Source organism: Flavobacterium myungsuense (assembly GCF_042677265.1).
Classification (GTDB): domain Bacteria; phylum Bacteroidota; class Bacteroidia; order Flavobacteriales; family Flavobacteriaceae; genus Flavobacterium; species Flavobacterium myungsuense.
On sequence record NZ_JBHTIZ010000005.1, the window covers coordinates 307,376 to 331,268 of the forward strand.

Annotated in this window: 24 protein-coding genes and 1 tRNA gene; 15 read left to right on the forward strand and 10 right to left on the reverse strand. The window is 31.8% G+C overall.

All coding sequences use genetic code 11. The features are described 5' to 3' along the window. Positions 1 to 48 precede the first annotated feature (48 nt). Together ACFQ0S_RS01825 and ACFQ0S_RS01830 are read right to left on the reverse strand one after the other, a co-directional pair. Entirely contained in the window at positions 49 to 1,593 is a 1,545-nt protein-coding gene (locus tag ACFQ0S_RS01825; RefSeq protein WP_379752599.1) for an Rne/Rng family ribonuclease, read from the reverse strand. 393 nt (positions 1,594 to 1,986) lie between these two features. Continuing rightward, positions 1,987 to 2,304: an HU family DNA-binding protein gene (locus ACFQ0S_RS01830; RefSeq protein ID WP_262714079.1), complete on the reverse strand. Its 318-nt coding sequence runs from the start codon at positions 2,302 to 2,304 to the stop codon at positions 1,987 to 1,989. A 106-nt stretch (positions 2,305 to 2,410) separates the two neighbouring features. On the opposite strand from ACFQ0S_RS01830, the gene mutY reads away from it, so the two are divergent. The 4 genes from mutY to gldD all read left to right on the forward strand — a co-directional run bounded on the left by mutY (position 2,411) and on the right by gldD (position 5,903). Next, entirely contained in the window at positions 2,411 to 3,463 is a 1,053-nt protein-coding gene (gene mutY, locus ACFQ0S_RS01835) for an A/G-specific adenine glycosylase (RefSeq protein WP_379752601.1), read from the forward strand. A 31-nt stretch (positions 3,464 to 3,494) separates the two neighbouring features. Further along, the gene (locus ACFQ0S_RS01840) at positions 3,495 to 3,932 is read left to right on the forward strand and encodes a single-stranded DNA-binding protein (protein ID WP_379752603.1); all 438 of its coding nucleotides are present in this window, start codon (positions 3,495 to 3,497) and stop codon (positions 3,930 to 3,932) included. Between the two features lie 23 nt (positions 3,933 to 3,955). After that, the gene (locus ACFQ0S_RS01845; RefSeq protein ID WP_379752605.1) at positions 3,956 to 5,254 is read left to right on the forward strand and encodes a gliding motility-associated protein GldE; all 1,299 of its coding nucleotides are present in this window, start codon (positions 3,956 to 3,958) and stop codon (positions 5,252 to 5,254) included. Positions 5,255 to 5,339: 85 nt separating this feature from the next. Beyond that, positions 5,340 to 5,903, forward strand: a complete 564-nt coding sequence (gldD, locus tag ACFQ0S_RS01850) for a gliding motility lipoprotein GldD (RefSeq protein ID WP_379752607.1) — start codon at positions 5,340 to 5,342, stop codon at positions 5,901 to 5,903. A gap of 45 nt (positions 5,904 to 5,948) precedes the next feature. Here gldD and ACFQ0S_RS01855 read toward each other — a convergent pair whose 3' ends face one another. Further along, positions 5,949 to 6,464, reverse strand: a complete 516-nt coding sequence (locus ACFQ0S_RS01855; RefSeq protein ID WP_379752609.1) for a heavy-metal-associated domain-containing protein — start codon at positions 6,462 to 6,464, stop codon at positions 5,949 to 5,951. A gap of 117 nt (positions 6,465 to 6,581) precedes the next feature. Here ACFQ0S_RS01855 and ACFQ0S_RS01860 point away from each other — a divergent pair, with 117 nt between their 5' ends. Beyond that, positions 6,582 to 7,448, forward strand: coding sequence for a DMT family transporter (locus ACFQ0S_RS01860; protein ID WP_379752611.1), 867 nt, complete (start codon positions 6,582 to 6,584; stop codon positions 7,446 to 7,448). A 45-nt stretch (positions 7,449 to 7,493) separates the two neighbouring features. Here ACFQ0S_RS01860 and ACFQ0S_RS01865 read toward each other — a convergent pair whose 3' ends face one another. Further along, positions 7,494 to 9,536, reverse strand: a complete 2,043-nt coding sequence (locus ACFQ0S_RS01865; RefSeq protein WP_379752613.1) for a M16 family metallopeptidase — start codon at positions 9,534 to 9,536, stop codon at positions 7,494 to 7,496. Between the two features lie 12 nt (positions 9,537 to 9,548). Continuing rightward, positions 9,549 to 10,874, reverse strand: coding sequence for a M16 family metallopeptidase (locus ACFQ0S_RS01870; protein ID WP_379752615.1), 1,326 nt, complete (start codon positions 10,872 to 10,874; stop codon positions 9,549 to 9,551). A 256-nt stretch (positions 10,875 to 11,130) separates the two neighbouring features. Between ACFQ0S_RS01870 and rplU the strand changes: the two genes are divergently transcribed. Together rplU and rpmA are read left to right on the forward strand one after the other, a co-directional pair. After that, positions 11,131 to 11,556 (forward strand): 50S ribosomal protein L21, encoded by a 426-nt coding sequence (gene rplU, locus ACFQ0S_RS01875; RefSeq protein WP_379752617.1) that lies wholly within the window; start codon positions 11,131 to 11,133, stop codon positions 11,554 to 11,556. 23 nt (positions 11,557 to 11,579) lie between these two features. Continuing rightward, on the forward strand, positions 11,580 to 11,840 hold the full coding sequence (rpmA, locus tag ACFQ0S_RS01880; RefSeq protein ID WP_379752619.1) for a 50S ribosomal protein L27: 261 nt from the start codon (positions 11,580 to 11,582) through the stop codon (positions 11,838 to 11,840). Positions 11,841 to 11,909: 69 nt separating this feature from the next. On the opposite strand, the gene ACFQ0S_RS01885 is transcribed toward rpmA, so the two are convergent. Both ACFQ0S_RS01885 and ahcY read right to left on the reverse strand, forming a co-directional pair. Then, the gene (locus ACFQ0S_RS01885) at positions 11,910 to 13,151 is read right to left on the reverse strand and encodes an ATP-binding cassette domain-containing protein (RefSeq protein ID WP_379752621.1); all 1,242 of its coding nucleotides are present in this window, start codon (positions 13,149 to 13,151) and stop codon (positions 11,910 to 11,912) included. 95 nt (positions 13,152 to 13,246) lie between these two features. Continuing rightward, complete coding sequence (gene ahcY, locus ACFQ0S_RS01890; protein ID WP_379752623.1) at positions 13,247 to 14,563, reverse strand: adenosylhomocysteinase; 1,317 nt, start codon at positions 14,561 to 14,563, stop codon at positions 13,247 to 13,249. A gap of 273 nt (positions 14,564 to 14,836) precedes the next feature. On the opposite strand from ahcY, the gene ACFQ0S_RS01895 reads away from it, so the two are divergent. The 6 genes from ACFQ0S_RS01895 to ACFQ0S_RS01920 all read left to right on the forward strand — a co-directional run bounded on the left by ACFQ0S_RS01895 (position 14,837) and on the right by ACFQ0S_RS01920 (position 21,799). After that, a complete protein-coding gene (locus ACFQ0S_RS01895; protein ID WP_379752625.1) occupies positions 14,837 to 15,508 on the forward strand; it encodes a 4'-phosphopantetheinyl transferase family protein in 672 nt (223 codons plus the stop codon). Positions 15,509 to 15,526: 18 nt separating this feature from the next. After that, entirely contained in the window at positions 15,527 to 16,243 is a 717-nt protein-coding gene (locus ACFQ0S_RS01900; protein ID WP_379752627.1) for a geranylgeranylglyceryl/heptaprenylglyceryl phosphate synthase, read from the forward strand. Between the two features lie 2 nt (positions 16,244 to 16,245). Further along, on the forward strand, positions 16,246 to 16,866 hold the full coding sequence (gene pnuC / locus ACFQ0S_RS01905; protein WP_379752629.1) for a nicotinamide riboside transporter PnuC: 621 nt from the start codon (positions 16,246 to 16,248) through the stop codon (positions 16,864 to 16,866). Beyond that, positions 16,830 to 18,944, forward strand: a complete 2,115-nt coding sequence (locus tag ACFQ0S_RS01910) for a DUF4301 family protein (RefSeq protein ID WP_379752631.1) — start codon at positions 16,830 to 16,832, stop codon at positions 18,942 to 18,944. Before pnuC ends, ACFQ0S_RS01910 begins: the two co-directional genes overlap by 37 nt. Before the next feature lie 2 nt (positions 18,945 to 18,946). Beyond that, the gene (gene arfB / locus ACFQ0S_RS01915) at positions 18,947 to 19,351 is read left to right on the forward strand and encodes an alternative ribosome rescue aminoacyl-tRNA hydrolase ArfB (protein WP_379752633.1); all 405 of its coding nucleotides are present in this window, start codon (positions 18,947 to 18,949) and stop codon (positions 19,349 to 19,351) included. A 267-nt stretch (positions 19,352 to 19,618) separates the two neighbouring features. Then, on the forward strand, positions 19,619 to 21,799 hold the full coding sequence (locus ACFQ0S_RS01920; protein ID WP_379752635.1) for a TonB-dependent receptor: 2,181 nt from the start codon (positions 19,619 to 19,621) through the stop codon (positions 21,797 to 21,799). A 46-nt stretch (positions 21,800 to 21,845) separates the two neighbouring features. Here ACFQ0S_RS01920 and ACFQ0S_RS01925 read toward each other — a convergent pair whose 3' ends face one another. Continuing rightward, positions 21,846 to 22,265 carry a hypothetical protein gene (locus ACFQ0S_RS01925; RefSeq protein ID WP_379752637.1) on the reverse strand — a complete coding sequence of 140 codons (420 nt, stop codon included), beginning with the start codon at positions 22,263 to 22,265 and terminating at the stop codon, positions 21,846 to 21,848. A 155-nt stretch (positions 22,266 to 22,420) separates the two neighbouring features. On the opposite strand from ACFQ0S_RS01925, the gene greA reads away from it, so the two are divergent. Beyond that, positions 22,421 to 22,897 carry a transcription elongation factor GreA gene (greA, locus tag ACFQ0S_RS01930; RefSeq protein ID WP_379752639.1) on the forward strand — a complete coding sequence of 159 codons (477 nt, stop codon included), beginning with the start codon at positions 22,421 to 22,423 and terminating at the stop codon, positions 22,895 to 22,897. A gap of 5 nt (positions 22,898 to 22,902) precedes the next feature. Then, a complete protein-coding gene (locus ACFQ0S_RS01935; protein WP_379752641.1) occupies positions 22,903 to 23,292 on the forward strand; it encodes an HIT family protein in 390 nt (129 codons plus the stop codon). A gap of 90 nt (positions 23,293 to 23,382) precedes the next feature. On the opposite strand, the gene ACFQ0S_RS01940 is transcribed toward ACFQ0S_RS01935, so the two are convergent. Together ACFQ0S_RS01940 and ACFQ0S_RS01945 are read right to left on the reverse strand one after the other, a co-directional pair. After that, a complete protein-coding gene (locus ACFQ0S_RS01940) occupies positions 23,383 to 23,631 on the reverse strand; it encodes a GIY-YIG nuclease family protein (RefSeq protein ID WP_379752643.1) in 249 nt (82 codons plus the stop codon). 34 nt (positions 23,632 to 23,665) lie between these two features. Further along, positions 23,666 to 23,739: transfer RNA gene (locus tag ACFQ0S_RS01945), tRNA-Ala, on the reverse strand. Positions 23,740 to 23,893 lie beyond the last annotated feature (154 nt).

Here is a 23,893-nt window from a genome sequence, read left to right on the forward strand (position 1 = left end):
TTAAGCCATAAAAAAACCGTCCCGATAGCTATCGGGACGGTTTTTGTTTTATTCTGTAATAACATTTCCTTTTTTGTCGTAGAAATGATATTCTAAATACGTGTAAGCGTCACGTGGTATGATTTTCACCCATTTTTTATGTTCAAAAAACCATTTTGAACGTAATGATGGAAAACCTTTACTGAGGTATGCAGCCACAAAGGGGTGAACATTAAGAATCACTTTATTGTGGGTTTTTAAAATTCGTTCTAAATCGGAAGTAATTTTATCAATAATTAAAATTGGCGCTTCAATTTCGCCTTCAATATTGTTTGGATCTTCTTCTCTAGTTTTTATGTTTACTTCTGGTCTTACTCTTTGTCTTGTAATCTGAACTAATCCAAATTTACTCGGAGGTAAGATTTTGTGCTTGGCTTTATCATCATTCATTTCTTCTCTAAGGAAGTCGAATAATACTTTTCTGTTTTCTGGATTCGACATGTCGATAAAATCAATGACTATAATTCCGCCCATATCTCGCAAACGCAATTGTCTGGCGATTTCTGCAGCGGCAATCATATTTACTTCCATGGCGGTGTCTTCCTGATTGGTGGCTTTATTAGAACGGTTGCCGCTGTTTACGTCTATAACGTGCAACGCTTCAGTATGTTCTATAATAAGGTAAGCCCCTTTGCTCATGGAAACCGTTTTCCCAAAAGAAGTCTTGATTTGTCTCTCTATGTTGAACTTCTCAAAAATAGGAGTGTCATTAGATTGATAAAACTTAACAATTGATTGTTTTGAAGGCGCTATTTCTTGAACATAGTCCTTGGTTTCGTTGTACAACTCTTCGTCATCTATAAAAACACCACTGAAGGTATCGTTAAAAACGTCTCTTAGTATCGAAGAAGCTCTGTTGAGCTCTCCTAAAACTTTTGACGGATGATGAGCAGTTGGTAATTTTTTACACATTGCAGTCCATCTGTCTAACAGGTTCTGCAAATCTTTTTCTAATTCTACTGTGCTTTTGCCTTCGGCTACTGTGCGAACAATAACACCAAATCCTTTTGGTTTGATTGATTGTACTAATTTTTTAAGTCGGTCTTTTTCTCCTTTTTCTTCTATTTTTTGAGAAATAGAAACTCGGTCAGAGAAGGGGACAAGAACAATAAATCTTCCGGCAAGGGATAGCTCAGAGCTAATTCTTGGTCCTTTGGTTGAAATAGGTTCTTTTACAACTTGTACTAAAATAGATTGATTGGCATTTAAGACATTTGCTACTGTACCATCTTTATCAATCTCTTTTTCAAACTGAAAGTTTTTTAGGGAGAAATCTTTTAATTTACCTGCGCTTACAAGTTTTATGAATTTCAGTTGAGAAGCAAGATTAGGACCTAAATCGTGATAATGTAAAAAAGCATCTTTTTCGAAGCCTACATTTACAAAAGCAGCATTTAATCCAGCAACAGGTTTCCTGATTTTAGCAATAAAAATATCGCCAACTTGGAATTTGCTTGTTTCTTGTTCTTTGTGTAATTCAATTAGTTTTCCATCTTTTAATAAGGCAAAATCTACGGCTTCAGAACTTGATCTGATGATTAATTCTTTATTCATGCTGTACATTTTTATCCGAACTGTTTGTTTTAGGTTTCAAGTTTTAAGTTTCAAGTTTTTATAATTGTACAAAACTTCTAACTTCTAACTTCCAACTTCTAACTTCAGCAAGGATGGATTAAACAATAATTTTACAGGTATTGTACCCGAGGAAAATTAGTGTGCAGTTTGCAGTATTCAGCGAGCAGCTGACTGAGCACTAAATACTGAACACTGATGACTAACTTTCAATTTCAATGAACGGTTAAAAAGAAAAAAGTAGTTTTTAGACTACTTTTTCTTTTTGTGACGGTTAGCTCTCGCTCTTTTTTTACGTTTGTGCGTAGCTACCTTATGTCTTTTTCTTTTTTTACCACTTGGCATAGTTGGTGATTTTGTGATTAATAAATATTTTTATTTTGCTTCGTTATTTGTTTTTACTCCTTCTACAAACACTTTTGCAGGTTTAAATGCTGGGATGTTGTGTGCCGGAATTTTGATAGTTGTATTTTTAGAAATATTTCTACCTGTTTTTTCTGCTCTTGTTTTGATGATAAAACTACCAAAACCTCTTAAGTAAACATTATCTCCTGTTTCAAGAGAGTTTTTTACTTCTTCCATGAATGTTTCAACGGTTGCTTGAACATCTCCTTTTTCAAGGCCTAATTTTTCTGAAATTTTTGCTACGATATCTGCTTTCGTCATTTTCTTTCGTATTTTATATTGAGTGATATTTTTTTGAGGTTGCAAATATATGAATTTAAAAAACAATTAATCAACCTAATTCATTAAAATTTAATTACATAAAGATATACTTTTGTTAACCAATAAATAACTAATGAATTTTACTAACTCCTTAACCAAATGGTATTTACAAAACAAGCGCGATTTGCCTTGGCGAAATAACCAAAATCCATACTTCATTTGGCTGTCAGAAATCATGTTGCAACAGACTCGTGTGGCGCAAGGAATGCCTTATTTTTATGCTTTTACAACTGCTTTCCCTACTGTTTTTGATTTGGCAAATGCTTCTGAAGAGCAGGTTTTAAAATTATGGCAGGGTTTAGGTTATTATTCTCGTGCTCGAAATTTGCACAAAACGGCTCAAAAAGTAGCTTTTGAAATGAATGGTGTATTTCCAAAATCGTATATCGAATTATTAAAGTTAAAGGGAATTGGTGAATATACCGCTGCAGCTATTGCTTCTTTTTCCTATAACGAAGCTGTTTCGGTTGTTGACGGAAATGTGTTTCGGGTTTTGTCACGTTATTTTGATATTGAAACCGATATTGCAATCGCATCTACAAAAAAAGAGTTTTCTGATTTGGCTTTTGAATTAATGGACAAAAATAATCCAGCACTATTCAATCAAGCAATAATGGAATTTGGTGCTTTGCAATGTGTTCCTAAAAGCCCGAACTGCTTAAGTTGTGTTTTAAATTCAGGTTGTTTGGCTTTGCAAAAAAAGAAAGTCAATTTATTACCAGTAAAATCAAAGAAATTAAAAGTTAGAAATCGGTTTTTTAATTATTTTGTTTTCTTAGATGAGAAGGAGAATACAATTATTCAAAAACGTTCTGAAAAAGGCATTTGGCATAATTTGTATGAATTTCCGTTAATTGAAACTGAAAGAGTAGAGGATTTCGAATTTATTTTAAAACAAATTCAAGAGCAATCATTTGTAGAAAATGGTATTGTTTTAATGTCAGAATTAAATACAATACCTCAAGTTCATAAATTGTCGCACCAACATTTGCATATTAAGTTTTGGAAGGTCAATGTTAAAGGGATTATTGAAAACGGAATAGATTATGAAGCACTTTTGCAGTTTCCTTTTCCTATCGTGATTTATAATTTTGTAGAAAAAAACAAAAATAGTTTTAAAAATTAGTACATTTGAATTATATAAGAATTAACACAATATGAGCGGAACGTTAAATAAAGTAATGTTGATAGGCTATTTAGGCGATGAAATTAAAATGCATTATTTTGATGGAGGAAATTGTATTGGGCGGTTTCCGTTAGCAACAAATGAAACTTATATTAATAAAACTACAGGAGAGAAAATTACTTCTACCGAGTGGCATAATCTTGTGGTTCGTAATAAAGCCGCCGAGATTTGTGAGAAATATTTATCAAAAGGAGATAAAATTTTTGTTGAAGGCCGAATAAAATCTCGTCAATGGCAAGCCGAAGACGGAACTACAAAATATACAACTGAGATTCAGGTTACTGAGTTTACGTTTCTAACCACAAAAAAAGATACAGAACACCAAAAGTCAATTTCGACTTCTGAATCAAAAAGCCATAACTTTGAAGCACCAACGAATCCTTTACCTGAAAATGATTTGCCGTTTTAATTGTTTAATTAATCCTTTTTAATTTGGACCCAGAGCCCAGTATTTCATTTTTGTCAACCATAGATACCAACTTACTCTTTGGTTTTATTGCAATTTTTATATTGCTTTTTTGTTCAGCTTTAGTTTCTGCTGCTGAAGTTGCTTATTTTTCCTTGACTCCAAAAGACATAGACGAATGCTCTAGAAAACATCCGTCAGAAGCTATTATAATTGCAACACTTTTAGAGAAACCCAAAAAATTATTAGCTACATTACTGGTTGCAAATAATTTTATTAATATTGGTGTTGTCATATTATTTTCATTTATTGGTCAAAATTTATTTACTTCAATCGCTTCTGCAATACTAAAATTTGTAGTTGAGGTAATTGTTGTTACTTTTTTAATCTTATTGTTTGGTGAAGTTTTACCTAAAGTTTATGCAAGCAGAAACAATATAAAGTTCGCTATATTCTTTGTTTACTCATTATCAATATTAGACAAGTTGCTATCGCCAATAAGTATCCCTATGCGTTCATTGACGATTTATCTTCATGAAAAGCTGGCTGGCAAACAAAAATCAAGCTTCTCGGTAGATCAATTATCTCAAGCGTTAGAATTGACGTCATCGGCAGAAACTTCTAATGAAGAACAAAAGATATTAGTAGGAATTGTTTCGTTTGGAAATACTGATACCAAACAAGTAATGAGCCCGAGAATTGATATTTTTGCCTTAGAAATCGACGAAGCATTTGAAGAAATTATACCTAAAATCACAGAAAAAGGGTTCTCAAGAATTCCAGTTTATAAAGATAATATAGACCATATTGAAGGTGTTTTGTTTGTAAAAGATTTAATTCCACATATTAACAAAAAAATATTCGATTGGAAAACATTGTTAAGAGAACCGTTTTTTGTTCCTGAAAATAAGAAACTGGACAATTTACTAAAAGATTTTCAGAACATGAAAAGTCATTTGGCTATTGTAGTTGATGAATATGGCGGAACTTCAGGATTGGTTTCTTTAGAAGATATTATTGAAGAAATTGTTGGCGATATTAGTGATGAATTTGATGTTGAAAACTTAAATTATTCTCAAATAGACAATAAAAATTTTATTTTTGAAGGAAAAATAAATCTAAAAGATTTCTATAGAATTATTGATGTTGATGAAGAACTTTTTGAAATTAGAAAAGGAGAAGCAGAAACTTTAGCTGGATTTATTTTAGAAATTTTAGGGAACTTCCCTAGAAAAGGGCAGAAAATAAATTTTGAAAAAATCCGTTTTACTATTGAGACTGTCGATAAAAAACGCATCAAACAAATTAAGGTAACCATTGAATAAACCTCCCCTAACCCCTCCGAAGGAGGGGAAATAATAGCCTATTATATTTTTAAAATTTCGAGAAATTAATAAATTTAGAATAAAAATGCATAAAAAAATAATTACTTTTTCTATATTGTCAATAATCTTTTTTTTGGTTTTTAGTTGTAAAAACGATGTGTTGCCAAAACCTTCAAGTCAGTTGCGATTGGATTATCCTGAAGCGGAATATGCACATTTTGAAAACGAATGTCCTTTTACTTTTGATATGAATTCAGAAGCTATAATTAAAGGAAAACCCGATTGTAATTTTACGATAGATTATCCAAAAATGAAAGCAACCATTTATTTGAGCTATAAACCCATAAATAACAATATTAATCTTCTTTTAAAAGACGCTCAAAAACTGACCTATGAGCATGTAATTAAAGCTGACGGAATTTTAGAACAACCGTTCTTAAACAACACAAACAAAGTTTACGGTATGTTTTATCAAGTTAACGGTAATGCAGCTACAAATGCTCAATTTTATGTTACCGATAGTGTTAAACATTTTTTAGATTGCTCTGTATATTTTTACGCCAAGCCTAATTTTGATTCTATTATGCCAGCTGCAAGTTATGTTAAAAATGACATGCAACGAATAATGGAAAGTTTGCGCTGGAAATAAAAAAGAGAACCATTTGGTTCTCTTTAAAATAAATTTATAAAAAAATTACATTGTTGATGCTTTTTTATCGTCTTTTTCACAATGCTTTTTCTTTGCACAACACCCTTTAGCTTTTTTAGTCTTTTTACTATCTGAATCGCAGGATTTTTTTTGATCTTCTTTTTTTTCTTTTTCTGGTTCTTGTACCAAAAGCATCGCTTTGTTTCCTGACGCTTTTACATTCGAAACTTTATAGGTTTTTCCGTCAGCGGTAGCTTCAACAATTTTAACTAAAGACTCTGGAGTTAATTTTGAAGCATCAAATGAAACTTTAGCTAGTTTATTGTCAAAATCTACTGATGCTTTTTGAACACCTTCAGTTTCTGACAATTCTTTTTCAATTGTTTTTGCACAACCAATGGCACAAGTCATCCCTTCGATGTTGAAACTTGCCGTTTCTAATTTTGCAACAGGTGTAGCGTTTTCTGTAGCTTCTTCTTTAGGTCCGCTATTGGTTTCTTTGCAACTTGTAAAAAGAAAAAATGAAATAGATATTACAACTATTGATTTTAGATAATTCATAATAATTTAGGTTTTAAGATTAAAGATTCAAGTACATTATTAATCAAAAACAAAAATAACTAAAAAAAGAAGTGGTAATTCATAAAATTGTTACAAATTTGATGTAAAAATTTCACAATGAGCTCAAAACAAACAAAATGGTTTTTCTTATTTATTCTTGCGCTCATTTGGGGAAGCTCATTTATATTGATAAAGAGAGGTTTAGTAGGACTGAATCCTTTTCAGTTAGGTTCGTTGCGAATTGTATTTGCCGCAATCTTTTTATTGCTAATTGGCTTTAGGACTTTGCCAAAAATACCTTTAGGGCAATGGAAATTTATAATAATTACTTCTTTGTTTGGTACTTTTATTCCCGCCTACCTTTTTTCTATTGCTCAAACAGAAATTGATAGTTCTGTTAGTGCCATTCTTAACTCTTTAACGCCATTAAACGCTTTAATTTTAGGAATTACAGTGTTTGGACTTAATTTTAAAAGAAGTCAGATTATTGGAGTAGGAATTGGTTTGCTTGGCAGTATTCTTTTAGTATTTAATGGCGCAGTAAATCATCCCGAACAAAATTACTACTATGCGATATTGATTCTGATTGCTTCTATTTGTTATGCTATAAATGTAAATTTGGTTAATAAATATTTGTCAGATTTGAGTCCGTTAGCTATTTCAACAGGGAACTTTACCGTTTTAATATTTCCAGCATTAGGAATACTTAGTTTTTCTAATTTTTATGAAATTGTACAACTCGAAAAAGTGCAACATTCTTTATTATTTGTAATGATATTAGGGGTTTTAGGAACTGGAATTGCCAATATTCTTTTCTTTAAACTAATAAAATTGTCTTCGCCAGTGTTTGCTTCTTCTGTTACTTATTTAATTCCAGTTGTTGCTTTTTTTTGGGGATTATTAGATAATGAAATGCTAACACCAATTCAGTTTTTGGGTGCTTTTGTGATTTTAGTTGGAATTTATCTATCAAGTAAAAAATGAAAAGGCTCCCAAAATGAGAACCTTTATAAGTAAAATGAATTTTAATTATTTAAAATCGGAATCTGAGACTCCTTCGTTAATTTTTACATCGGTTGTAGTCAATTCAATTTCCATTCCAATATTTAAAACTATTTTATAAGGGAATTTTATTCCTTTTACCTCTTTATAGTCACTATAGCTCGTGGTTTGTGTTATTTTTTGCCCTTCTTGTTCTAAGGTTTTAGACTCTGCAACTTTTAAACCTGATTTTACATCATAATAATAAAGGGATTCTTTGTCTTTAATTACATAGGCTTCAGCGCCATTTATTTCTTCAATACCTCCTAGGATAATTCCTTCTTTTTTAGATAATGATAATTCATCAAAAGTATTGGCGCTAGCTTTCATCTCTGTTAATTCTTCGCCAGTTAAATCTTTTCTTTGTCCTTGTTGCACCAAATAAGCTCCTTTTTCATTTACCACTTGCTTCATCATAGACATTCCCATAGCTTTTATTTCTCTGAGCATTTTATTACTTGAAGTCGTTTTTGAGGTGAGCTCTAATTGAGCGCCTTGAATGGTTCCTGATGAAATGGTTAGTATAGATTTTACATCACTTAGTGCTTTTAATCCGCCTATGGTTTTGATGTAATTATCTAGAACTGATTTAGCGGTAACACCTGCAGGAATAGTCTTGTTTAAGACTTTCTTTTCTACAGGGGCTCCGTATTTATCAAAATAAAAGATTGGAATTTTAAGTTTTTCTAATCCAGGTAATACTTCTGATCCTTTACCAACTATTACAATTCGAGCATTATCGGCAAGGAAATATTTATTAGCCGCTATTATAATATCTTCAGGAGTTACTGCATTAATATTTTTGATGTAGTTTTCATAAAAATCTTCAGGAAGCCCTTGAGTCTTTGTTCTTAAAGCATAGCCCGCTATAGTTTGAGGCTTTTCTATTTGCATCACAAAATTACCAATATAACTTGCTTTTACATTTTTTAAATCTTCATCGGAAACCTTTTCAGTTCTAATTCTTTTTATTTCTTTCAAAAATTCGACTACTGCACTATCAGTTACAGCATTTCTTACTTGAGAATAAGCACCAAAAGTAGATACATATTTACTGCCATCAATTCCAGAGCCTGCACCGTAAGTCCAAGCGTGTTTTTCTCGTAAATTCATGTTTAAATAACTGTTAAAGTTACCTCCTAAAACTTCATTAGCGAGTATCGTGGCAAAATAATCTTTGTCAGTCATTTTTAAATTGCTAACATTCATAACTGCAATATTAGATTGAACCGCGTTAGGCATATCAATAAAATTGATTTGAGTATACTGTACATCTTTAGGATCAGAAATGGTAAGATTTGGAGCAGTCGCTTTTAACCAAGGGTTAAACAAGGTTTCTACTTGTTTTTTGACTTTATCAAAATTTACATCACCCACTATTACCAAATAGGCTTTTTCTGGAACAAAGTAGGTGTTGTAATTAGCAATTACTTCATTTAATGTTACTTTGTTTATAGATTCTTCTGTTAAGAATTCGCCTGACGGATGCGACTTACCAAAAGTTAAAACATTTTGTACTCTTGAAGCTACAGCCTCAACACTTTTTTCGTCAGTTTTTAAACCTTCAATTAATCTAGCTTTATTTTTATCTAATTCTTCTTGTGTAAAAACAGAATTTAAAGCAGCATCTGCCATTAATTCTAATATTCTATTGTAATATTTTGAAAGTCCAGAGGCATAACCACCATTGTTTTCTAGATTAATTGACGCTCCTAAAAAATCTACTTCCTCATTAAATGCTTCTTTGGTCATGGTTTTGGTGCCACTACCAATTAAAGCGCTAGTTAAATCAGACACACCTTTTTTATCACCTTCGGCATAGGGGGTGTTGTCAATTCTTAAACTAAAAGATACTCTTGGCAATTTGTGATTTTCTACCACTAAAACTTTCAAACCATTTTTTAATTCGAATGTTCTTGGTTTCCCAATTTTAATAGTTGGATCTTGACCTGGTTTTGGCTGAGGGATTATTTGTGCTTGCATAAATATAGTTAAGAACAAGCCTGACAAAATATATATTGATTTTTTCATAATTAGTATATGTTAGTTTTGAGCTTTGTCTTTAGATGGGATGTAATTTAATAATAATCTTTGGTTTGGATTTAAATATTTTTTGGCAATAGTCCTAATTTCTTCACGAGTTATAGAACGGTATATTTCTATTTCTGTATTAATTAAGTTAATATCTCCATACAATAAATAATAAGTAGATAAATTTTCTGCAACGCCTTCAATTGAAGAATTACTATTTACATATTGATTTTCGTATTTATTTTGTAATTTTTGTAAATCTTTTTCAGAAATCAATTCCGTTTGTAATTTTACAATTTCTTCATCAATTTCTTTTAAAACATCTTCTGTTGTAAAGGGCGATTGTGGCAGGCCATATACAATGTAAGTTCCGTAGTCCTCTTGATTGTATGTAAAAGCACCAATTTGCAAAGCCATTTTTTTATCATCAACTATTTTCTTGTACAATCTAGAACTTTTACCATCGCTAAGAATTGTTGAAATCATATCTAAAACTCTTGCATCTCTTGTTTTCATTGATGGAGTTCTATAAGTAGTTACAATAGCTGGGATTTGAATGTTAGGATCTTCATAAACAGCATTGATGGTTTGCGTTATTGGTTCTTCAACAAAAGTTTGTCTTTTTATTGGTGTCCCTTTGGGGATTTTTCCAAAATATTTTTCTATCCATTCTTTAGTTTGCGTCGTATTTATATCCCCTGCAACTACAAGTACTGCATTATTTGGAATATAGAATTTTTTATTAAAGGCTTGAAATTCTTCTAATTTAGCTGCGTCCAAATGCTCCATCGCGCCAATAGTTGTCCAACGATACGGATGATTTTTAAACATTTGTTTCTTAACCTCAGGAATCAATTGCCCATAAGGACTATTGTCATAACGTAATCTTTTTTCTTCTTTTACCACCTCATTTTGAGTGTCTACACCAATTTGATTGATAATTGGATGCAACATACGCTCGGCTTCCATCCATAAACCTAATTCTAAATTATTAGAAGGAAAAACCTCATAGTAATACGTTCTGTCTTCAGAAGTATTAGCATTATTCGTACCGCCATTTCCAGAAACAATTTTCATCCACTCTCCACGCTTAATGTTTTCTGTTCCTTCGAACAATAAATGCTCGAAAAAGTGAGCAAAGCCTGTTCGGTCTGGTTGTTCGTCTTTAGCACCAACATGGTACATTACTGAAGTTATGATTGTTGGAGCTGATGGGTCGTTATGCAAAATAACATGTAAGCCATTGTTTAAAGTGTACTCTTCAAAAGTAACTTTTTGAGCAGTTGCGATACCTCCAAGCATAAGTGATGCGCTTAAAGTCATTAATATGTTTTTCATTGGTTAATACTTTTTTGTTCTAAGTAGATATGTAGTCTTGTCGAGGATTTTGTTACGTCAAAAATACTTTTTTTTCTTTCAGTCTTATAAATTATAATTAAAATTAACAAAAAAATGAATTATTTGTAAATTTTACTTACTGTAAAACTTCCTTAATAATAAAAATAAAATTCCTTAAAACATTTTTAGTAACTTGTTGTATGAATGGTTTTAAGTTGTATATTTGCAACCTTAAAAATTAATAAAACAATTTGTTATGTATGCAATCGTAGAGATAGCAGGGCAACAATTTAAAGTTAGCAAAGACCTAAAGGTTTACGTTCACCGTTTAGCAAATGAAGAAGGAACTAAAGTTTCTTTCGACAAAGTTTATTTGTTAGATGATAAAGGTACAATCACAATAGGCGCCCCAGCTATAGAAGGTGCTTCAGTAGAGGCTAAAGTGTTACAACACTTAAAAGGAGATAAAGTTATCGTTTTCAAAAAGAAAAGAAGAAAAGGATACAAAAAGAGAAATGGCCACCGCCAATATCTTACTCAAATTGTAATTGAAGGCATTTCAATAACAGGAGCAAAGAAAGCTGCTGTTAAGAAAGAAACTGTTGAAGTAGCAACTGAAGAAGTTGAAGCTCCAAAAGTAAAAAAAGCTCCAAAGGCTAAAAAAGAAGATACAGTAGAATAATAACAATATAAAACTAATACGTCATGGCTCATAAGAAAGGTGTCGGTAGTTCTAAAAATGGTAGAGAATCAGAATCAAAACGTTTAGGTGTTAAGATTTTTGGTGGTCAGGCTGCTATTGCTGGGAACATCATCGTAAGACAAAGAGGTTCAAAACATAATCCAGGTGAAAACGTTTACATAAGTAAAGATCATACTTTACATGCAAGAGTTGATGGTGTTGTTTTATTTCAAAAGAAAAGAGATAATAAATCATACGTTTCTATACTTCCATTTGAAGCATAATTGATTTACTAAACTTATTAAAAACCCGTTTCGATAGAAACGGGTTTTTTTATGAGAGTTGTTTTTGTATTAAAATACTTCTTTTATTTTACCTATTGAACCATTATCAGTTGGAATTAATTCGTAAATTAATTCAGGAATCAAAGTGCTTTCTATTCGATGCGATACGCATATAAATGTAATAGTGGTTTCTTTTCTTAAAATTGTGATAAGCTGACTCACTAAAGCCACATTCTCATCGTCTAATCCTTCTAAAGGCTCGTCAAAAATCACTAAAAGCGGTTGTTTTATTATGGCTCGAATAATTAAGACAACTCTTTGCTGTCCAATAGAAATCTGGTTGAAAAAGGTTTTTTTTAAAGCACTCATATTTATTAAACAAAGCCATTTCTCTACAGTTTGTTTTTGTAAAGACGTAGGCTCAGTATACAGACCAATTGAATCAAAATAACCAGAGAGTATCATATTCTCAACAGTTTCTCTTTTTTGAAACAAATCGGTTATTACAGAAGCATAAATACCAATTTTATGTTTGATTTCCCAGATGGTTTCGCCACTTCCTTTTTTCTTTCCAAATAAATATAAATTCTGACCATATCCTTTAGGGTTGTCTCCTGAAATCATAGCCAACAAAGTGCTTTTTCCAGAACCGTTAGGGCCAACTAGTTGCCAAAACTCTCCTTTTTTAATACTCCAAGAAATGGAATTTATTATTTTTTTATTGGCATAATTAACAGATACGGCATCAAATTGAACTAAGACTTCATCTACAGCATCAGATGCATTTGTTGTAGAAGGAATGGTTAATTTTTCAAAGTGTATTTGTTCTGTTTTGTTTGAATTTATTGATGAAAACCGAAAAGAATTGTCTTTTATTTGTGCTTTGTTTTGAATAAAAGGCAGTAAATCGGCATGTCGATTTACAAGCTGAATAAGTCGAACTGTTTTTGATAAATTTTCTAAACTGCCTTTCAAACTTTTCCTTGACTCATGGTCTAAATGATCCAGCGGATTGTCAATAATCAGATAATCTGGTTTTTGTTTCAAACAATATATTAAATATGCTTTTTTGCGCTCGCCTGAGGATAAAGAACTTAATTTTCTATTGGTTTCAGTTACAACTTCAACAGTGTCAAATCGGTACTCTCTTTCAATACATTCTGCTATTGCAATATCTGAAAACAGCATTCCTTTTAAAGAATTGAGATAACTTAGTTTTTCTGTTGCTTTTCCTGAAAGTAGTATTTCGATAAAAGCTTTTTTATTAACGCTATTTGATAAGAGAATATCCCAATGTTCTAAATGGTGCATTTTGTAAAAATTATTATTATTCTTTTTAAATTAAAAAAAACCCTCACATTGCTGCAAGGGTTAGATTTCTTTTGTCATCGAAATGATAAATCGGATTAATATCTGTAATACTCCGGTTTAAATGGTCCTTCAACAGGAACTCCAATATAATCTGCTTGATCTTTTCTTAGTGTTTCTAATTCAACTCCTAATTTAGCCAAGTGCAAAGCCGCCACTTTTTCATCTAAGTGTTTTGGTAACATATACACTTCATTGTTGTATGCCGCGCTGTTTTTCCATAATTCAATTTGAGCTAAAGTTTGGTTGGTAAAGGAGTTACTCATTACAAAACTTGGGTGACCTGTAGCACAACCAAGGTTTACCAAACGACCTTCAGCAAGAACTAAAATATCAACACCATCAATAGTATATTTATCCACTTGTGGTTTAATTTCAACTTTCGTGTTACCGTAGTTTTTGTTCAACCAAGCCATATCAATTTCATTGTCAAAATGCCCAATGTTACAAACAATCGTTTTATCTTTCATAGCTCGGAAATCACGTTCCAACACGATGTCTTTATTTCCAGTTGTAGTAATAATTATATCAGCATTTGCCGTAACAGTCGACAATTTTTTAACTTCAAATCCGTCCATTGCCGCTTGTAAAGCACAAATAGGGTCAATTTCAGTAACAGTAACAATAGAACCAGCACCTTTAAATGAAGCTGCGGTTCCTTTACCTACATCACCATATCCGCAAACAACAACACGTTTTCCAGCTAACATAATATCAGTAGCACGACGAACTGCATCAACTGCACTTTCTTTACATCCGTATTTGTTGTCAAATTTTGATTTAGTAACCGAGTCATTCACATTAATAGCAGGCATTGGTAATGTTCCCGCTTTTACTCTTTCGTATAATCTATGAACACCAGTTGTAGTTTCTTCAGACAATCCTTTAATTCCAGGAATTAATTCAGGGTAACGATCAATAACCATATTAGTTAAATCTCCACCATCATCCAAAATCATATTCAATGGTTTTCTGTCTTCACCAAAAAATAATGTTTGCTCAATACACCAATCAAAAGATTCTTCGTCAAGACCTTTCCAAGCATAAACCTGAATTCCAGCAGCCGCAATAGCCGCCGCCGCTTGATCTTGCGTAGAGAAAATGTTGCAAGAACTCCAAGTCACTTCAGCACCAAGAGCAATTAAAGTTTCAATCAAAACTGCAGTTTGTATGGTCATGTGCAAACATCCCGCAATACGAGCACCAGCAAGCGGTTGTTCGGTTGCATATTCTGCGCGAAGCGCCATTAAACCTGGCATTTCAGCTTCTGCTAATTCAATTTCTTTTCTTCCCCAAGCCGCTAGAGAAATGTCTTTTACTTTGAAAGCCACATAAGGCATAGTCGATGTACTCATTTATAGTATATTTGTAATTATAAAATTTTTGCAAATTTAGGCAATAACTTATAATTTAAAAAGGATTTTGTACTATTTATGAATTGTTTAATTTCGTAAAGAATTAAAAATCAATAAAATAATTTTTTTCAGGAGCTAATCCCGCTATTCGTTACAAACGAAGTTCACTGAACTCCGATTAAAATGAAAGTATTGTGAAGTAATATTTTATATTCGTTGAGACGAATATAAAAGGATTTTCACTATTATCGGGGCTAAAAACAACGTTACAAAATGCCATTATTTAAAACTATAAATCATGACGTTTCAACAACAATTCTAATTTGGAAAATAACCGAAACTTTCAGTGAATTGTTTAATGAAGTCCAACTCAACGATAAGAGCAAACTTCGTTTAAACGGAATGAAATCGCAATTGCATCAATGCGCTTTTCTGAGTGTTAGAAAATTGTTGCAAGAAGTCGATTACACTGATTTTGATTTGTATTATGACGAATTTGGCAAACCACATTTAAAAGACGGCAATCATATTTCAATAACTCATTCGCACGAATTTGCAGCACTTATTATCAGTAATCAAAAAGTAGGAATCGATATAGAAATGCAACGTGAAAAAATTATTAGAATTGCCGATAAATTTATTGATTATGAGTTTCATTATCTAAATAAAGAAGAGCCTCAAGATTATATTAGTAAACTAACCGTGATTTGGGGTGTAAAAGAATCGATATTTAAAATCAGAAATGAACCTGGAATAAGTTTTAAAAATAACATCAAAGTAAATTCTTTTCAAATGCAAGGGAAAGAAGCATTAGCTTGGCTTCACATGGAAAATTTAAAAATACCATTTTCTATATATTTTAAAGAAATAGACTCAAGTTCTGAAAGTTTTCAGAACGAACAGGCGAAACAAAATTTTATCTTAGTTTATGCTTTCGAAAAATAGTATTCAGTATATCAAAAAATGACAAATATTTATTCAGACATTTTAAAATCGAAAATCGAAAATCGAAAATTATTAGCCATTTTACTCGACCCAGACAAAGTCGATTTAGATAATGCTTCCGTTTTAATTGATAAAATAAATTTGTCGCCAGCTACTCATATTTTTGTTGGAGGTAGCTTAGTCTTATCAAACAAAATAGATGATTTAATTTTAAAATTAAAACAAGATTGTGAGTTGCCTATCATTCTTTTTCCGGGCAATCCATCACAGATTTCAAGTTTTGCAGATGGAATTTTATTTCTCTCGCTAATTTCTGGTCGAAATCCAGATTATTTAATAGAACATCATGTAAACGCTATTCCAATTTTAAAACAGACTAATCTAGAGGTTATTGCCACTGGTTATATTCTTATTGAAAGCGGAAACGAAACTGCAGTTTCTAGAGTGAGTCAAACTAAACCATTAGCGAGAAATAATGCTGAATATATTCTTCAAACAGCACAAGCTGGCGAAATGTTGGGTAATAAATTAATATATTTAGAGGCGGGAAGCGGAGCTGATTATACGGTTCCTCAAAAAGTGGTGACACTAGTTTCTAAAAATATTGGAGTGCCTGTTATCGTTGGTGGCGGAATTACAGATTTGAGAATAATTCAAAAAATGTATGATGCTGGAGCAGACTTGGTAGTTATTGGTACTGCTTTCGAAAACGACTTGAACTTTTTTAACACATAAATATGATAGAGTTTTTTTTGAATGCCTATAAAAATGCAACAGTATTTCAAATAGTTATTGAGTTTTTAGCATTTGTATTTGGTATTTTGAGTGTCTGGTTTGCAAAAAAAGAAAACATTTGGGTCTATCCAACAGGATTGTTAGCAACAGTTCTAACCTACTATTTGCTATACATTGCTGGATATTTGGGAGATATGATGGTAAACGCTTATTTCTCTGTAATGAGTGTTTATGGCTGGTACAATTGGTCCAAAAAAGACAATAACGGCACCAATCTTGCAATCACAAGAATTAATAGTAAAGAAAAAATAATAGGAATTGTATTGTTTTTTATTACAATTTTCGTAGTTTTCGGAATCTATAATTACTTTGATTATGAAATAAAATTCGAAAATTATATTGATATTTTTACTTCTGGCATTTTCTTTACTGCAATGTGGTATATGGCTAAGAAGAAGATTGAAAACTGGACACTTTGGATTTTTGGCGACATTATTGTTGTTCCATTATATGCCTATAGAGGTTTAGGAATGTTAGCGTTGCAATATTTAATTTTTACAATTTTAGCTATAGCGGCTTATTTAGAATGGAAGAAAATCTTAAACAACAACATACATCAATAGTAAAATTTGCGCTTTTTGGTCCTGAAAGTTCCGGAAAAACAACTTTGGCTTCACAATTAGCAGATTATTTTGATACGGTTTGGGCTCCTGAATATGCTCGAGAGTATCTTGAAAATAAGTTAGATAAAACAGAACAAATTTGTGAGCCAGAAGATTTATTGCCAATAGCAGTAGGGCAGACAAAAGCAGAAAACGATGCGCTACTTACAGCTAACAAATATCTTTTTTGTGATACTTCTTTATTGGTTACGAAAGTTTTTTCGGAAATTGTGTATAATTTTTGCGATCCAGTTCTAAATAAAGCGGCAAGAAAACACAAATACGATTTATTCTTTTTGACAGATATTGATGTGCCTTGGCAACAGGATGGTTTGCGAGATCAACCTAATGATAGAGAAAAAACATTTGCTATCTTTAAAAATGCATTAATTGAAAACAATAAGCCGTTTATAACACTCTCAGGTGATGCTGATTCTAGATTTGAGCAAGCAAAAATAATCATTCAAAACTTAGAGAAAGCCAAACAAATGGGGTTTACTTCCTATGATTTTGTTCAGATTTATGAAAAAGGAATTCCGTTAGACACAATTAATAAGCACTTAAATATTTTTAAATTTGGAATTTCAAAAGCAATTTTAGTTCGGCCAGCAATAAAAAATGATGGCATTATAAAATTAAGCAAAGAAGATTTTCAATCATTTTCAAATATACTAGACCAAAAAATCAAAACAATTAAGTTTGAAAAATTTGTTCCAGCCTCTGGAGCAGCAAGCAGAATGTTTAAGTTTTTGAGCGAGTTTATTAATGATTTTGATATAGAAAACGAAACGATAAACGCCTATGTAAACAGAAAAAACGCATCAAGCCTAACTGTTTTTTTAACTGGTTTAGAAAAATTTCCTTTTTTTGAAAGTATTGATGAGAAATTAAAAGAATTGTACCCTGATTTTCAATCTTGGGAAAGCGACAAAAAAAAGTATCATTTTATAAAACTACTTTTAGAATCGGAACATTTTGATTTTGCTAATAAACCTAAAGCCGTTCTCCCTTTTCATAAGTATACTACACATATAGCAACTCCAATAGAAGAGCATCTCATTGAGTCGGTATTATATGCTAAAACGAACAATGTTTCAAACCTTCATTTTACAATATCCGAAAAACACCAATCACAATTTAATGCAGTAATTGAGCAAGTAAAACACAAAGTAGAATCAAAGTTCAATAGTAAAATCAACATTAATTTTACTGTTCAAAAATCAGCAACAGATACTATTGCTGTCGATTTTAACAACGAACCATTTAGAGATGAAAATGGTCATCTAGTTTTTAGACCCGCTGGTCACGGAGCGTTGATTGACAATTTAAATGATCTTGACGCCGATATTGTGTTTGTAAAAAATATAGATAATGTTATTCAGAATCATCTAGAAACTATTACTTTATATAAAAAAGGCTTGGCTGGAATTCTTGTTGAATTGCAAGAACAAGTTTTTAATTTCTTGAATAAAATTGAAAACGGGGAAATTCATGAAGAAGATTTTGAAATCATTTTTTCGTTTATTCAAAACAGATTATTCATTTCAATATCCGAAGACTTTTTAAAATATACTCACGAAAATAAGATTGTTTACATTAAAAATATTTTAAACAGACCTATACGCGTTTGTGGTATGGTCAAAAATGAAGGTGAAGCTGGAGGCGGTCCATTTTGGGTACAAGACCAAAAAGGAAATGTATCGTTGCAAATTATAGAAACTTCTCAAATAGATTTACAAAACCTAAATCAGAAGTGGATTTTAGAGAGTTCTACACATTTTAATCCAGTAGATTTAGTTTGCGGAATCAAAGATTACAAAGGCAATAAATTCAATTTATTAGAGTATATTGATTCATCTGCAGGTTTTATTGTAGAAAAAAATAAAAACGGAAGAGACTTAAAAGCCTATGAATTACCAGGTTTATGGAACGGCGCTATGGCTAAATGGATGACTGTTTTTGTAGAAGTTCCTATAGAAACATTTAATCCAGTAAAAACAGTAAATGATTTGCTAAAAACAGCACATCAACCACAATAATTTTGGAAAAAGATAAAATAATATCGGAGTTACAATTCAAGGCGGTTCGTAGTTCTGGGGCAGGAGGACAAAACGTGAATAAAGTTTCATCAAAGGTTGTTTTGAGTTTTGATTTAAAAAATTCAAAAGTCTTTTCAGATGAAGAAAAATGGCATTTAGAAACAAAACTAGCTTCACGATTAACGGCAGAAGGCAACTTAATTTTAAACTGCGATGAAGATAGAAGCCAGCTTAAAAACAAAGAGATTGTAACCAAACGGTTTCTAAATATAATTACTACAGGACTTATAGTACCTAAAATTAGAAAAGTGACAAAAATCCCTAAATCGGTCATAAAAAAGAGAATTAAAGATAAGAAAAACTTATCTGAAATTAAAAAATTAAGAAAAAGACCTGACTTAAACTAGTTGATATTTAATGTTTTATATTTTTTTTCTTCTAAAAAATTATTTTAACAAATAAAATCAAAAAAACTTTTTTAGATTTGCACTGTCTCAAAGGGGTGCTCTAAATAACGAGCTGAGATTATACCCAACGAACCTGAACAGGTAATGCTGTTAAGGGAAAAAATGACAAAATTATAGAGTGCACGCTATTTATTTGTCATAGGAAACAATCATTTATTAATTTAACAAAAGAATAATTCCCCCTTTTATTCGTAAAACTTTTTACGGATGAATACTATTTTAGTTACAAAGGCGCAATCCCGAAACTTCTGGAGCAAAGGCGCAAAGACGCCAATTTTATTATCTATTTTCTTTCTTCTATTCTCTATTATCACTTTTTCACAAGAAAAGCCAAAAGATTCAACAAAAGTGAATGCACTTGATGAGGTATTGGTTTCTGCCATTAGAATAAATTCAAAGACACCTATAAGTTTCAGCAATTTAGATAAAAAAGAAATTGCTTTTCGAAATTTAGGTCAAGACATCCCTATTTTAATGAATTATTTACCATCAGTTGTTACTACTACTGATGCTGGAAATGGTGTTGGTTATACAGGTATAAGAGTTCGTGGGAGCGATGCTACAAGAGTTAACGTTACAATAAACGGAATTCCTTATAACGATTCCGAAAGCCAAGGAACATTTTGGGTCAACATGCCCGATTTTGCCAGCTCGACCGAAAGTTTGCAATTGCAGCGAGGTGTTGGAACTTCAACCAATGGAGCGGGAGCTTTTGGAGCAAGTTTAAACGTGCTAACCGATTCGTATGCTAAAGAAGGCAGCGGCGAAATTTCTAATTCCTTCGGAAGCTTTAATACCAGAAAGCATACTGTTAAATTTAGCACCGGTTTAATTAATGATAAATTTGAAATAGCAGGGCGTTTATCCAATATTGCTTCTGATGGTTTTATCAACAGAGCTTCTTCTGATTTAAAATCTTATTTTTTACAAGGAACGTATGTTGGCGAAACAACCTTAATTAAAGCATTGGCTTTCGGGGGAATTCAACAAACTTATCAAGCCTGGTATGGTTTAGAAGATGCTGAAAAACTAAGAAATGATAGAACTTTTAATGTGGCGGGAATGTATTTTGATGATCAAGGAAATATGAAATTCTATGATAATGAAACAGATAATTATCAACAAGATCATTACCAATTGCATTGGAATGAACGTTGGAATGAAAATTGGAGCACGAATCTAGCTTTTCATTACACCAAAGGTAAAGGCTATTTTGAACAATACAAAGAAGACGAAGATTTTGCTGATTATGGTTTAAATCCAATTTCTTTGGGCGGAGAAACTATCGATGTGACTGATTTAATTCGTCGTCGTTGGCTGGACAATGATTTTTATGGCACTACATTTTCCTTAAACTATAAAAAAGAAAAAGTAGATTTTATTTTGGGCGGAGGAGCAAACAAGTATGAAGGAGCTCATTTTGGTGAAATCATTTGGGCTGAATATGCATCGCAAAGCGAAATCAGAGACCGTTATTATGATGATTTTTCAAATAAAACTGATGTTAATGTTTTTGCTAAGCTGAATTATGATTTAACTACAAAATGGAGGCTTTTTGGGGATATTCAATACAGAAATGTTGGATTTAAAGCCAATGGTCAAGACACTGGAATTGTGAACGACACTTTTAATTTCATCAATCCAAAAGCGGGAATTACTTTTACTTTAAACCAAAAAAATAATTTTTATTTTTCGTATGCCAAAGCTCAACGTGAACCCAACCGAAACGACTACGAAAACGGAAATCCAAGACCTGAAAAACTAGATGACCTTGAGTTAGGATGGAGATATGCCAAAGAGAATGTGAAATTGAATGTCAATAGTTATTTGATGTTGTACAAGGATCAGTTGGTTTTAACAGGTCAGCTTAATGATGTTGGAGCCCCAATTCGAACCAATGTCGGAGAAAGTTATAGATTTGGTTTAGAAGTAGATTTGTCTTTACAGTTGTCCGAAAGATGGAATATTCGTCCAAATTTTACTTTGAGTGAAAATAAAAATCTTGATTTTGTTAATGATGCTACTTTGGAAAATTTAGGTAAAACGACTATTGCTTTTTCTCCTTCAATCATTGGCGGGAATATTTTGGCATTTAAACCTATTCAAAACGTTCAAATTGCATGGCTATCAAAATTTGTCGGAGAACAATACCTAAATAATATTGATTCAAAGGAGTCAAAACTTCCAAATTATTTTGTTAACGATTTTAATATTACTTATGAGTTAAATTCAAATAGTATTTTTAAATCTATTATTTTTACTGGACTTGTGAATAATTTTCTTGATAAAAAATACGTTTCAAATGGAGCCGACTATGGGGGAGGATTTATCTATTATTATCCACAAGCAGGAATCAATTTTCTAGCTGGATTAACTTTAAAATTTTAATTGACAAAAAATCCTGAAAGTTTATATTTTCAGGATTTTCTATTTTTTAATTAAAAATGCGAATAGAATCACTTCCTAATACCTCAACTTGATAAGGAATCATAGTATATTTCGCTGAGCCAACTCCTGTAAACAAACTGTATTCATAATTTTCACAAGTGCATTTTGCATTCACTTTATCTTCTTTTATAATTAATCTCGAACAAGAACTAATTGCTTGATTGGGACAGTTGGCATTCCACGCTCTATAATCGGTATCGGTAATTTTCATAACCATCATACTAATTCCAGTAGGCTCTGTTACAATAACAGGGTTTACAGGAATTGTTAATGGAGTATTTAAATTTAGGTTAATGACATACGAAAAATTATAACTTGGAATGTAAGGATTGTTATTTCGAACCGAATCTCCTGAGCATCCAATTAGTAAACCGACTAAAAATAAGTAAAATAAAAAGTTTTTCATTTAAAATATGGTAATAATACAAACAAATTTAAATTATTTCGCTTTGGTTTGAATAGGATTAACATATAATTTTAATATTAAAAATAATAATGTATCTTTGTAGCTACAAATCCCGTCCCGATGGGATTTTTTCTATTTATATAAACGAGGAAATTATGAGCGCAGTATCTTATTACACAGCAGAAGGATTAAAAAAATTAAGAGAAGAATTAGATTATTTAAAATCAGTGATGCGACCAAAAGCATCTCAAGACATAGCAGAAGCAAGAGACAAAGGTGATTTATCTGAAAATGCAGAATACGACGCCGCGAAAGAAGCACAAGGTATGCTAGAGATGCGAATTGCCAAATTAGAAGAAGTACATTCTAATGCAAGGCTTATTGATGAAACGCATCTTGATGTTTCTAAAGTATTGGTTTTGTCTAATGTAAAAATTAAAAATCAGGCCAACGGAATGGAAATGAAATATTCGCTGGTAGCTGAAAGCGAAGCCGATTTAAAAGCAGGAAAAATTTCGGTGACATCGCCAATTGGTAGAGGTTTACTAGGAAAATCAGTTGGCGATATTGCAGAAATAACAGTACCTAACGGAGTTTTAAAATTTGAAATATTAGAAATTTCAAGAGACTAACTACAATGGCAAGTATTTTTACAAAAATAGTAAACGGAGAAATTCCTTGTTATAAAATCACTGAGGATGATAGTTTTTTAGCTTTTTTAGATGTAAATCCAAATGCTAAAGGGCATACATTATGCATTCCTAAAACCGAAATAGATAAGATTTTTGATATAGAAGATGAAAAGTATTTGGCTTTAATGCAATTTTCTAAGAAAGTGGCAATTGCACTCGAAAAAGCGGTTCCATGCAAAAGAGTAGGAATGGCAGTTATCGGACTTGAAGTTCCTCATGCTCACGTACATTTAATTCCGCTTAACGAAATGGACGAAATGCGTTTTCAGAATAAAGTAAAGTTAGAAAAAGAAGAATTCGAAGCTTTAGCAAAAAAAATTAAGGATAACTTATAAAACAAAACGCAACACTTTGAATGTTGCGTTTTTTCTTGTGGAGAATATCGGATTCGAACCGACGACTTTCCCTGTTGCAATCGGGACACTCTAATCTTTAGGCCCTAACAGACTTTCAATATATTTTCTACTTTTCATTTTCTTAATCTGCATTTCTCTACGGCAGGCTTCACTTCTGGAATCAAAACTTTCTGAGTATTTTAACTCCCAGTCTTTAGCAATTTTTGTGTATTTACTTCTACTATTCAAATGATTATTCAATCGTTCTTGAATATTTTGACAAGAACCAACATAATATTTATCGACAGTTTTTGAATATAATATGTATACGTAAAACATAATAAAAATAAAAAGTCCCAAATTAGGGACTTTGTGGAGAAGATGGGACTCGAACCCACGACTTCTTGCCTGCCAGGCAAGCACTCTAACCAGCTGAGCTACATCCCCAATATAAATAATTAACACCCGCCACTTTACCGATTACATCGGTACACTCTAAACAGCTGAGCTACATCCCCAATATAAATAATTAAAAACTAAGACTTTACCGATTACATCGGCACACTGTAACCAGCTGATATACAACTAAAAAGAAGCAACA

What these genes read in the sequence shown, in the direction of transcription:
- ACFQ0S_RS01825 (WP_379752599.1), bottom strand. Translation starts at nt 1,593, where the DNA reads ATGAATAAAGAATTAATCATCAGATCAAGTTCTGAAGCCGTAGATTTT.
- mutY (WP_379752601.1), top strand. Translation starts at nt 2,411, where the DNA reads ATGAATTTTACTAACTCCTTAACCAAATGGTATTTACAAAACAAGCGC.
- ACFQ0S_RS01840 (WP_379752603.1), top strand. Translation starts at nt 3,495, where the DNA reads ATGAGCGGAACGTTAAATAAAGTAATGTTGATAGGCTATTTAGGCGAT.
- gldD (WP_379752607.1), top strand. Translation starts at nt 5,340, where the DNA reads ATGCATAAAAAAATAATTACTTTTTCTATATTGTCAATAATCTTTTTT.
- ACFQ0S_RS01855 (WP_379752609.1), bottom strand. Translation starts at nt 6,464, where the DNA reads ATGAATTATCTAAAATCAATAGTTGTAATATCTATTTCATTTTTTCTT.
- ACFQ0S_RS01860 (WP_379752611.1), top strand. Translation starts at nt 6,582, where the DNA reads ATGAGCTCAAAACAAACAAAATGGTTTTTCTTATTTATTCTTGCGCTC.
- ACFQ0S_RS01865 (WP_379752613.1), bottom strand. Translation starts at nt 9,536, where the DNA reads ATGAAAAAATCAATATATATTTTGTCAGGCTTGTTCTTAACTATATTT.
- ACFQ0S_RS01870 (WP_379752615.1), bottom strand. Translation starts at nt 10,874, where the DNA reads ATGAAAAACATATTAATGACTTTAAGCGCATCACTTATGCTTGGAGGT.
- rplU (WP_379752617.1), top strand. Translation starts at nt 11,131, where the DNA reads ATGTATGCAATCGTAGAGATAGCAGGGCAACAATTTAAAGTTAGCAAA.
- rpmA (WP_379752619.1), top strand. Translation starts at nt 11,580, where the DNA reads ATGGCTCATAAGAAAGGTGTCGGTAGTTCTAAAAATGGTAGAGAATCA.
- ACFQ0S_RS01885 (WP_379752621.1), bottom strand. Translation starts at nt 13,151, where the DNA reads ATGCACCATTTAGAACATTGGGATATTCTCTTATCAAATAGCGTTAAT.
- ahcY (WP_379752623.1), bottom strand. Translation starts at nt 14,563, where the DNA reads ATGAGTACATCGACTATGCCTTATGTGGCTTTCAAAGTAAAAGACATT.
- ACFQ0S_RS01895 (WP_379752625.1), top strand. Translation starts at nt 14,837, where the DNA reads ATGCCATTATTTAAAACTATAAATCATGACGTTTCAACAACAATTCTA.
- ACFQ0S_RS01900 (WP_379752627.1), top strand. Translation starts at nt 15,527, where the DNA reads ATGACAAATATTTATTCAGACATTTTAAAATCGAAAATCGAAAATCGA.
- pnuC (WP_379752629.1), top strand. Translation starts at nt 16,246, where the DNA reads ATGATAGAGTTTTTTTTGAATGCCTATAAAAATGCAACAGTATTTCAA.
- ACFQ0S_RS01910 (WP_379752631.1), top strand. Translation starts at nt 16,830, where the DNA reads ATGGAAGAAAATCTTAAACAACAACATACATCAATAGTAAAATTTGCG.
- ACFQ0S_RS01920 (WP_379752635.1), top strand. Translation starts at nt 19,619, where the DNA reads ATGAATACTATTTTAGTTACAAAGGCGCAATCCCGAAACTTCTGGAGC.
- ACFQ0S_RS01925 (WP_379752637.1), bottom strand. Translation starts at nt 22,265, where the DNA reads ATGAAAAACTTTTTATTTTACTTATTTTTAGTCGGTTTACTAATTGGA.
- greA (WP_379752639.1), top strand. Translation starts at nt 22,421, where the DNA reads ATGAGCGCAGTATCTTATTACACAGCAGAAGGATTAAAAAAATTAAGA.
- ACFQ0S_RS01935 (WP_379752641.1), top strand. Translation starts at nt 22,903, where the DNA reads ATGGCAAGTATTTTTACAAAAATAGTAAACGGAGAAATTCCTTGTTAT.
- ACFQ0S_RS01940 (WP_379752643.1), bottom strand. Translation starts at nt 23,631, where the DNA reads ATGTTTTACGTATACATATTATATTCAAAAACTGTCGATAAATATTAT.